Here is an 8,839-nt window from a genome sequence, read left to right as displayed (position 1 = left end):
AGCAAGAGTGAACCACCTGATCCCTTCCCGAACTCAGAAGTGAAACCTCTTAGCGCTGATGGTAGTGTGGGATTACCCATGTGAGAGTAAGTCATCGCCAGCTCATTATTCCAAACACCCCAATCTCAAAAGAGGTTGGGGTGTTTTTTTATATAGGAAAGCAATCAGAAAAGAGTTATTTCAAAGAATCATCGATACTAAAGAATAAGACAGAATAAAAATCCTATCGTTTTTAATAAATAAATTTCTATTTTTCTCATGAATTGATGAGTCAATGTATAGGATAAATCAGAACTCTATGCTATAAATAATTAATAGGCATGATTTTTGCTTGTTTTTTGGAAAGAGAAATATATGAAATTATCTGTTGGATTGAAAGTTGCGAATTCATTATCGTTAACGCCTCAATTGCAGCAGGCAATCCGTTTACTACAACTTTCTAGCCTAGAATTAGAGCAAGAAATCCAAATTCAATTAGATAGTAATCCATTACTTGAAAAAGTAGAAGATGAATCACTAGCAGAAAGTTTATCTACTTTAGAACACAAAGAAACTGATGATCTTACAACAGAGTTGAATGCTGATCACTTACCTGATGACTTGCCTGTTGATACTGAATGGGATGACATTTATACACATCAATCCACTGCTTTGGGTACTCCTGAGTTCGAAGAGCGTGAAGATAATCGCCAAGTTCACCTGACGCTTAAAGAACATATTTTGGAGCAAGTGAACTTACTGCATTTTTCAAAAATAGATCAGTTGATTGCTTATTGCATAGTTGATGCTTTAGATGATAAAGGTTTTCTGGATGCTGAATTAGAAGAGATTATTTTGGCAGTACAGCATTTATTAAGTGAGATGGATATAGATGAGGAAGTGGAAGAGGACGAAGTTTTAGTAGTCTTAAAACATATTCAACGTCTTGATCCAATTGGTATTGGAGCTCGTAATTTAGCTGAATGTTTAAAAGTTCAGTTGGAGTTCTTGCCTAGAGAAACTGAATATTTGAAAGAAGCTAGAAGTCTACTTCAATATTACGAATTACTGATTGCGAATGATCTTAATAAATTATTGAAGCAAACCGGGCTTTCCAAAGAACAATTAAAATTTGCAGTTGATTTATTAAAAACATTAAAGCCTTATCCAGGCATGGATTTTGAAAAGCAAGAATCAGAATATCAAATTCCTGACGTAGTCGTTGCCAAGAAGGACTTGCATTGGCAAGTTCAGTTAAATCCTGATGTGATGCCAAAATTAAGAATCAATTCTTTTTATTCGAGTATGATTCGTAGGGCAGATCAAAGTGATGATAATTTATACCTACGTAATCAAATGCTTGAGGCTAAAAATTTTATAAAAAGTATTGATGAACGGCACAAAACATTATTAAAAGTTGCGACTTGTATTGTTGAGCATCAAAAAGCATTTCTTGAAATAGGTCCCGAAGCAATGAAACCCTTAGTACTAAGGGATGTTGCAGAAGAAGTAGAATTACATGAGTCGACCGTTTCTCGCGTTACCACAAATAAGTATATGCTTACTCCACGTGGACTTTTTGAGTTGAAATACTTCTTTTCTAGTCATGTGGGGACAACCACCGGAGGTGAGGCTTCTTCTACCGCAATTCGGGCAATGATTAAAAAGTTAGTTTCTAATGAAAATCCGCGTAAACCTTTGTCTGATAATGCAATTGCTGCTTTATTGAAAGAGGAGGGAATAGAAGTAGCTAGAAGGACTGTAGCAAAATATAGAGAATCGTTACATATTCCATCGTCATCCGAGAGAAAAGTCTTGATCTAAATTTTGAAGTATGGCTATTCTACTCATTCATTATGACGAAATAATGAAATTTCATTTTCACCAAGAGGAGTAGCTAAAATGGTTTAATTGTCCCAAATCATCTTTTTAGATTGCATTAAATCGTTTTAGTTCTTCTTTATATAACCCAAAAAGGTGAGGGATAGAATTATGCAAATAACGATTCGTGGACATCATTTAGCAATTACACCAGCTATAGAAGAAAATATTAAAGCAAAATTTAATCAGTTAACGAAACATCTTGATCAGGTGAATAGTATGCAGATTAAATTAACGAAAGATCATCAGATTGATAAGCGTTCACATAAAGGTAGCTCTAATCATGTGGCTGAAGCGATAGTTCGATTACCTGGAATTGAGCTGTTTGCTCAAGCAACAGCTGATGATATGTATACTTCAATAAAAAAACTGACTGAAAAATTAAAAAAACAATTGTTAAAATATCGGAAAATGCAATGTACGTATTCTCAAGTTGCTGTTTCTATTTAATAAGTTTTTAATAATTGAGAGAGGCTTGAAATATAGCCTCTTTTTTATTGATAAAATATAAACACGTACTGAATTCTTTGAAAAAGTTATAGTAAAATACTTCGTTTTACACCGTAGGTTGTGTCAGAGGTCTTTGCAATGAATAGTGAACAGCTCACTCAAATTTTAAAAGAAGCTTTTCCTGAGGCGGAAGTAGTGGTGAGCGGACAGGCTGGAAAATTTGACCTCCGTATTGTGGATGATCAATTTGAAGGTAAGCGTACTGTTGCCCGCCAACAAGCAGTTTATGCACCATTAAATACTTATATTGCAAGTGGCGAAGTTCATGCCGTAACAATTCGTGCGATGACCAAAGATGAATGGCGCAAAGCAAGCCTTTTCGGAGCTTAAATATTAATGGATAAATTTTTAATCACGGGCGGTGTTAAGCTCGAAGGGGAAGTACGCATTTCTGGTGCTAAAAATGCGGCTTTACCGTTACTTGCGGCAATGATTCTTGCTGACTCTCCAATTACATTAACCAATGTTCCAAATCTTAAAGATGTAAATACTTTGGTGAAATTAATTGGTGGACTGGGTGTCACAATTAGTTATGAAAATGACACGGTTAAGGCGGATACTTCTACTTTAGATAACCAGTTTGCTCCTTATGAGCTTGTCAAAACAATGCGTGCATCAATTTTGGTATTAGGACCATTATTAGCGCGTTACGGAAATGCCAAGGTTTCATTACCTGGTGGATGTGCTATTGGCTCTCGTCCAGTAGATCAACACTTAAAGGCCCTAGAAGCATTGGGTGCACATATCGAAGTTGAAAATGGTTATGTACATGCCACTGTTGATGGTCGTCTGAAAGGCGGCGAAGTGGTTTTCGATATGGTTACTGTTGGTGGTACCGAAAATATTTTAATGGCAGCTGCTTTGGCAGACGGTGTAACCACAATTCGTAATGCTGCACGTGAACCTGAAATTACTGATCTTGCGCAAATGCTTATTAAAATGGGCGCAAAAATTGAAGGTTTAGATACGGATACATTGGTTGTTACTGGTGTAGAAAGTCTACATGGCTGTGAATATGCAGTTGTTGCAGACCGCATCGAAACAGGTTCTTACTTAGCTGCTGCTGCGATTACTGGTGGACGTGTAAAAACCACCCATACAGATCCTTCATTGCTTGAGGCTGTTTTAGATAAGTTTGAAGAAATGGGTGCTGAAGTTACCCGTGGCGATGACTGGATTGAATTGGATATGTTGGGTAAGCGTCCTAAAGCAGTAAGTTTTAGAACACTACCTCACCCAGAATTTCCGACCGACATGCAAGCACAAATTATGGCTGTAAATGCAATTGGCCGCGGGTTTGCAACGATTTCTGAGACCATTTTTGAAAATCGTTTCATGCACGTTCCTGAATTATCACGTATGGGTGCTAATATTCAGGTCGAAGGCCATGATGCTGTTGTAACTGGTGTTGAAAAATTACAGGCAGCACCTGTAATGGCAACAGATTTACGTGCTTCATTCTCTTTGGTTTTAGCGGCTTTGGTTGCTGAAGGTGATACATTAATTGACCGTATCTACCATATTGACCGTGGTTATGAGCATGTCGAAGAAAAACTTCAAGGTTTAGGTGCCAAAATTAAGCGAGTAAGTTAATGAATGACGTAAGAAACGATGATCCTAATTTTAACGTAATGGGTAATTTTGATCATGGTTTGACCTTGGCACTGAGTAAAGGACGTATTTTAAAAGAAACTTTACCTTTACTTGCTACAGCCGGTATTAACTTGCTTGAAGACCCGGAAAAATCGCGTAAGTTAATTTTTCCAACCACACATAAGCAGGTTCGTATTTTAATTTTACGTGCATCTGATGTGCCAACTTATGTTGAGAATGGTGCAGCTGACTTAGGTGTAGCAGGTAAAGATGTACTTATGGAACATGGCGCTCAGCATGTATATGAGTTATTGGACCTGCAGATTGCGAAATGTAAATTAATGACTGCTGGTAAAGTAGGAATGGAACGCCCAAAAGGTCGTTTAAAAATTGCCACTAAGTATGTCAATCTTACACGTCAATATTATGCAAGCTTAGGCGAGCAGGTGGATGTTATTAAACTTTATGGTTCTATGGAGTTAGCACCATTAGTTGGTTTGGGCGATTATATTGTTGACGTAGTGGATACTGGAAATACTTTACGAGCAAATGGTCTTGAGCCATTGGAAGAAATTTGCAAAGTATCTTCACGCCTTATTGTCAATAAAGCGAGCTTTAAGCGTAAACAGGTTTTATTGAACCCAATCATTTCCCAACTTGAACAAGCTGTTCAATCACGTTAAAAGTAATTTCCTATCATGCTTTTGCGATAGTTGTAGATATGATGCCCACAAGAGCTTAGAAAAAGAGTAAACTTGGTTTTTCTTTTTCGCCTTGTGGGTAAATTGATGCGACGTTTATCGACTCAAGATCAGAACTTTAAACAGGTTTTTGCTGAGCTTTTAGCTTTTGAAACCGTTAATGATCCTAATTTAGTTCAAACAGTAGATCAAATTATTGCTGATGTTCGTCAGTATGGTGATGATCATGTTTTAAAACTTACTCAACAGTTCGATCGACATCCAGCGCATCAATTTTCCGATCTAGAATTGTCTCAACAACAACTTAAAGCTGCTTTTGATGGTTTAAATCAAGAGATTCGTGAAGCCCTGCAACTTGCAGCTGATCGTATTCGTACTTTTCATGAAGCTCAAAAACAAGATAGCTGGACTTATGTAGATGATTTGGGTAATACCCTAGGACAAAAAGTGACGCCACTTGACCGTGTTGGTATTTATGTACCAGGCGGACTTGCATCTTATCCTTCATCTGTACTTATGAATGCGGTACCAGCACATGTGGCCGGTGTACCTGAAATTATTATGGTTGTGCCAGCGCCAAATGGTGAACTAAATTCACTCGTTTTAGCTGCCGCCTATCTAGCAGGTGTTAGCCGAGTATTTACCATTGGTGGGGCACAAGCTGTTGCTGCTTTAGCTTATGGTACTCAAACTGTTCCACGTGTTGATAAAATTACGGGTCCTGGAAACCGATTTGTGGCAGCTGCTAAACGTGCTGTATTTGGTCAGGTGGGTATCGACATGATTGCTGGACCTTCTGAAATATTAGTTTATGCAGAAGGTGTGAATAATGCTGAATGGTTAGCGATGGATGTATTATCTCAGGCTGAACATGACACAGTAGCTCAAGCTATTTTCATTACTCCAGATGAAGCATTATTAGAAGCAGTAGAGTCTGCAATTGAGAAACATTTAAATGAATTGCCTAAAGCCGAGATTGCGCGTACATCGATTGAAAATCGTGGTGCATTAGTTTTGGTAAAAGACCGTGCTGAAGCAGTTGATTTGATTAATCAAGTTGCACCAGAGCATTTGGAATTATGTCTTGATGATGCCGAAGCGATGAGCCAAGACATTCGCCATGCAGGGGCAATTTTTATGGGTCGCTATACACCTGAAGCAATTGGTGATTATTGTGCTGGCCCAAACCACGTATTACCGACATCTGGCACAGCTCGTTTCTCTTCGCCACTTGGTGTATATGATTTTCAAAAGCGCTCTAGTTTGATCATGTGTTCAAAAGATGGCGTTAAGACTTTGGCTAAAACAGCTGATGTACTTGCTGTTCAAGAAAATCTCGATGCCCATGCACGCTCGGCGCGTTATCGTTATCAATAAGTTTTAAGCCTATCAGTGTTTTTCATGATTATTCAGGGCTGACTTTCAGCCCTTTTTTGAGATAAGACTATGACTGTATCTACAGCACAAATGCGTTTTTGGAGTCCTGAGGTTCGTGAATTAGAGCCGTATGTGCCAGGTGAACAACCTAAAATCCAGAATCTATTAAAGTTAAATACCAATGAAAACCCGTATCCACCATCACCAAAAGTAGTAGAAGCAGTTCAAGCGGTGTTACATGAACAAGCCGATGCTCTACGTCTATATCCAGATCCGGATGCGACAGCGTTAAAGCAAGCAATTGCGAAACAACAGAATATTGATGTATCTCAAGTTTTTGTAGGTAACGGTTCTGATGAGGTGTTGGCTCATATCTTTAAAGCATTTTTTCTTCAGGATGAACCAATCCTGTATCCAGACATCACTTATAGTTTCTACCCAGTTTATAGCCAATTTTTTGGCACAAAAACAAAAGAAATTCCTCTCGATGAGAATTTCGAAATTGATGTGCAAGATTATACTCAGCCAAATGGTGGGGTTATTATTACCAACCCAAATGCACCAACAAGTATTGCGCTCAGCTTGGCAGAAATCGAACAAGTATTACAGGCAAATCCGGACCGCGTAGTTGTGATTGATGAAGCGTATGTTGATTTTGGTGCTGAGTCAGCTGTAAGTTTGATAAATCGCTATGAAAATCTTGTGGTATGCCAAACGACTTCAAAGTCTCGTTCTTTAGCAGGCCTACGAGTCGGATTTGCGATTGCTCAGTCACACTTGATTGCAGCACTTGAGGCTGTAAAAAATAGTTTTAATTCATATCCAATTGATCGCTTTGCTATTGCAGCAGCGGTAGCTTCTTTTGAAGACCAGGCTTATTTTGAAGAGCAGTGTCAAAAAGTTATAACAAGTCGAGAGAAACTTGTTCGTGATTTAACTGAACTTGGTTTTAACGTTTTGCCATCGAAAGCGAATTTTATTTTTGCTACGCATTCACAGCATGATGCTGGGCAACTTGCACAAAAATTACGTGAGCAGGGCATTATTGTTCGTTACTTCAATAAGCCTCGCATTAATCAGTTTTTACGTATCACGGTTGGAACTGATGAGCAAAACGCGCGTTTAGTTCAAACTTTGAAGCAAGATATTCTTTAATACTTATTCTGCTGTGCTGTTCATCAAGTTCAGCATAGCAGAGATTTTATCAAGGCTTTCCTGATATTCAGCCTCAGCCTCTGAAGCAATAGTAATACCGCCGCCTGCCCAAATAGAGAGCTGGTTTTGATATTGTTGAAAACTACGAATTAAAATATTCCAGCGTCCAGTACCATCGAAATTAAAATATCCTAAAGTGCCGCAATATGCTCCCCGAGGTGCGCCTTCTAGCTCTTCAATAATTTGCATTGCCCGAATTTTAGGAGCTCCTGTAATTGACCCTCCTGGTAAAGCAGTGAGTAACATCTGCATAGGATTAATATCATTTTTAAGTGTAGCCGTAATCTCACTCACCATATGATGAACTTGATTGAAGCTCTCAATTTCAAATAGTTTTGTTGTTTTTACCGAACCTGTATTGGCATAAATGCTCAAATCATTACGTAATAGATCAACGATCATCACATTTTCTGCTTGATCTTTTTTAGAATTTTTTAAAGTTTGTTTTGAAAGTAAATCCTGCTCTTTATTCTCATAACGAGGCATTGTACCTTTAATGGGTCTGGTTTTAATTTGCTTATCTACATTAAATTCAATAAATAATTCAGGAGAGCAACTTAATAACTCAAATTCTGTTAATTTTAAATAACCAGAATATGGTGCATTGGTTAAATTCCATAGCTCATCTGCTTTATTTAATAACGAACCAGTAAAATTCGCTTTGAATTCTTGAGTAAGGTTAATTTGATAACAATCTCCTGCCTTAATATATTCTTGTATTTTATGAAAAGCAGTTAGGTATGTATTTTTAGACCAGCGAGGATGAATATTTTGTTCTAGTTTAAAATTGTTTTTTTGTAGTTTGCTAGAAGGTTTATTGAGTAGAGCTAAAAGATAGTTAAAAATTTCAAAAGCATTATTTTCATCGCTAAAAAAATACCATTCATTATTTATTTTTTTAATAAAAGAATAATAGGAACCTATAAATAAAGACGGTTGTTTATGTGATTGATTATTTATAAATTGATGTGCAGAAAAGTCATAACTAATAAAACCAATATATCCACCCTTAAAACTTATTTTTTCTCTATTGCTATTTTTTAGTTCTTGAGATTGGAATTGTGTAAAATCTAAAAGATTTTCTATATAAGATGAAAACTTATATTTATTTAAATCAGTTTTAGTGAATAAAAAGTTTTGGTTATTTTGAGTGATTAAATAATTTTTTGGCAAAAAACCAATAACAGGATTGTTATCATCTTGAAGATATACAAGTCCAGTTAACTCTTCTAATTTATTTAAAATATCGGCAGCGGAGTAATAGCTTTCTAAAGAGATTTTTTTCTTTAAATGAGACATTTTAAACATGTGAGAGTTTGGAAGAGGTGGCATAGTTTACTACAAGTTAGAGTTCAACAGGCAGTTGAGTGAAAAGACCCTAACATTTCGTGGAAAAAATAACCGAATTATCCTTCAGCCTTCAGAGTAGTAATAAATCTTTTTGGTTAGTCAGACACCGTACCGTTTGTCGGGTAATTGGCAAAAAATGTATTACAGTAGTTGAACAAAAATTAACGTAGCTGTAATTTAGTAATTGCTAAGCAAAACTACTCAAGGATTGGAAGTTTCGGTTGCCATAAAAG

Annotated in this window: 8 protein-coding genes and 1 rRNA gene; 8 read left to right on the top strand and 1 reads right to left on the bottom strand. The window is 36.9% G+C overall.

Annotation, left to right across the window (positions count from 1 at the left end; genetic code table 11):
* The 8 genes from rrf to hisC all read left to right on the top strand — a co-directional run.
* Positions 1 to 103 (top strand): 5S ribosomal RNA (rrf, locus tag KNQ97_RS18600); the annotation flags it as partial.
* A gap of 251 nt (positions 104 to 354) precedes the next feature.
* On the top strand, positions 355 to 1,803 hold the full coding sequence (locus tag KNQ97_RS18595; RefSeq protein WP_000778202.1) for an RNA polymerase factor sigma-54: 1,449 nt from the start codon (positions 355 to 357) through the stop codon (positions 1,801 to 1,803).
* 168 nt (positions 1,804 to 1,971) lie between these two features.
* The gene (gene raiA, locus KNQ97_RS18590; RefSeq protein WP_001167461.1) at positions 1,972 to 2,310 is read left to right on the top strand and encodes a ribosome-associated translation inhibitor RaiA; all 339 of its coding nucleotides are present in this window, start codon (positions 1,972 to 1,974) and stop codon (positions 2,308 to 2,310) included.
* A gap of 138 nt (positions 2,311 to 2,448) precedes the next feature.
* Positions 2,449 to 2,700 carry a BolA family iron metabolism protein IbaG gene (ibaG, locus tag KNQ97_RS18585; RefSeq protein ID WP_001083680.1) on the top strand — a complete coding sequence of 84 codons (252 nt, stop codon included), beginning with the start codon at positions 2,449 to 2,451 and terminating at the stop codon, positions 2,698 to 2,700.
* Between the two features lie 6 nt (positions 2,701 to 2,706).
* Positions 2,707 to 3,963, top strand: a complete 1,257-nt coding sequence (gene murA, locus KNQ97_RS18580; protein WP_000357156.1) for a UDP-N-acetylglucosamine 1-carboxyvinyltransferase — start codon at positions 2,707 to 2,709, stop codon at positions 3,961 to 3,963.
* Positions 3,963 to 4,646, top strand: coding sequence for an ATP phosphoribosyltransferase (hisG, locus tag KNQ97_RS18575; RefSeq protein ID WP_001000724.1), 684 nt, complete (start codon positions 3,963 to 3,965; stop codon positions 4,644 to 4,646). The genes murA and hisG overlap by 1 nt, the downstream gene beginning before the upstream one ends.
* A gap of 105 nt (positions 4,647 to 4,751) precedes the next feature.
* Complete coding sequence (hisD, locus tag KNQ97_RS18570; protein WP_001253729.1) at positions 4,752 to 6,041, top strand: histidinol dehydrogenase; 1,290 nt, start codon at positions 4,752 to 4,754, stop codon at positions 6,039 to 6,041.
* A 69-nt stretch (positions 6,042 to 6,110) separates the two neighbouring features.
* Positions 6,111 to 7,196, top strand: coding sequence for a histidinol-phosphate transaminase (gene hisC / locus KNQ97_RS18565; RefSeq protein ID WP_106440189.1), 1,086 nt, complete (start codon positions 6,111 to 6,113; stop codon positions 7,194 to 7,196).
* Positions 7,197 to 7,199: 3 nt separating this feature from the next.
* On the opposite strand, the gene KNQ97_RS18560 is transcribed toward hisC, so the two are convergent.
* Entirely contained in the window at positions 7,200 to 8,555 is a 1,356-nt protein-coding gene (locus tag KNQ97_RS18560) for an anthranilate synthase component I family protein (protein WP_031959504.1), read from the bottom strand.
* Between the last annotated feature and the right edge of the window lie 284 nt (positions 8,556 to 8,839).

The sequence above is a fragment of the Acinetobacter sp. UC24323 genome, assembly GCF_024151445.1.
GTDB lineage: Bacteria > Pseudomonadota > Gammaproteobacteria > Pseudomonadales > Moraxellaceae > Acinetobacter > Acinetobacter baumannii.
This window is presented reverse-complemented; position numbering and strand designations above follow the sequence as displayed.

Bases quoted from the DNA above. Each gene is read 5' to 3' on its own strand.
- hisC (WP_106440189.1), top strand. From the start codon at position 6,111: ATGACTGTATCTACAGCACAAATGCGTTTTTGGAGTCCTGAGGTTCGT.
- KNQ97_RS18560 (WP_031959504.1), bottom strand. From the start codon at position 8,555: ATGTCTCATTTAAAGAAAAAAATCTCTTTAGAAAGCTATTACTCCGCT.
- KNQ97_RS18595 (WP_000778202.1), top strand. From the start codon at position 355: ATGAAATTATCTGTTGGATTGAAAGTTGCGAATTCATTATCGTTAACG.
- hisD (WP_001253729.1), top strand. From the start codon at position 4,752: ATGCGACGTTTATCGACTCAAGATCAGAACTTTAAACAGGTTTTTGCT.
- ibaG (WP_001083680.1), top strand. From the start codon at position 2,449: ATGAATAGTGAACAGCTCACTCAAATTTTAAAAGAAGCTTTTCCTGAG.
- raiA (WP_001167461.1), top strand. From the start codon at position 1,972: ATGCAAATAACGATTCGTGGACATCATTTAGCAATTACACCAGCTATA.
- murA (WP_000357156.1), top strand. From the start codon at position 2,707: ATGGATAAATTTTTAATCACGGGCGGTGTTAAGCTCGAAGGGGAAGTA.
- hisG (WP_001000724.1), top strand. From the start codon at position 3,963: ATGAATGACGTAAGAAACGATGATCCTAATTTTAACGTAATGGGTAAT.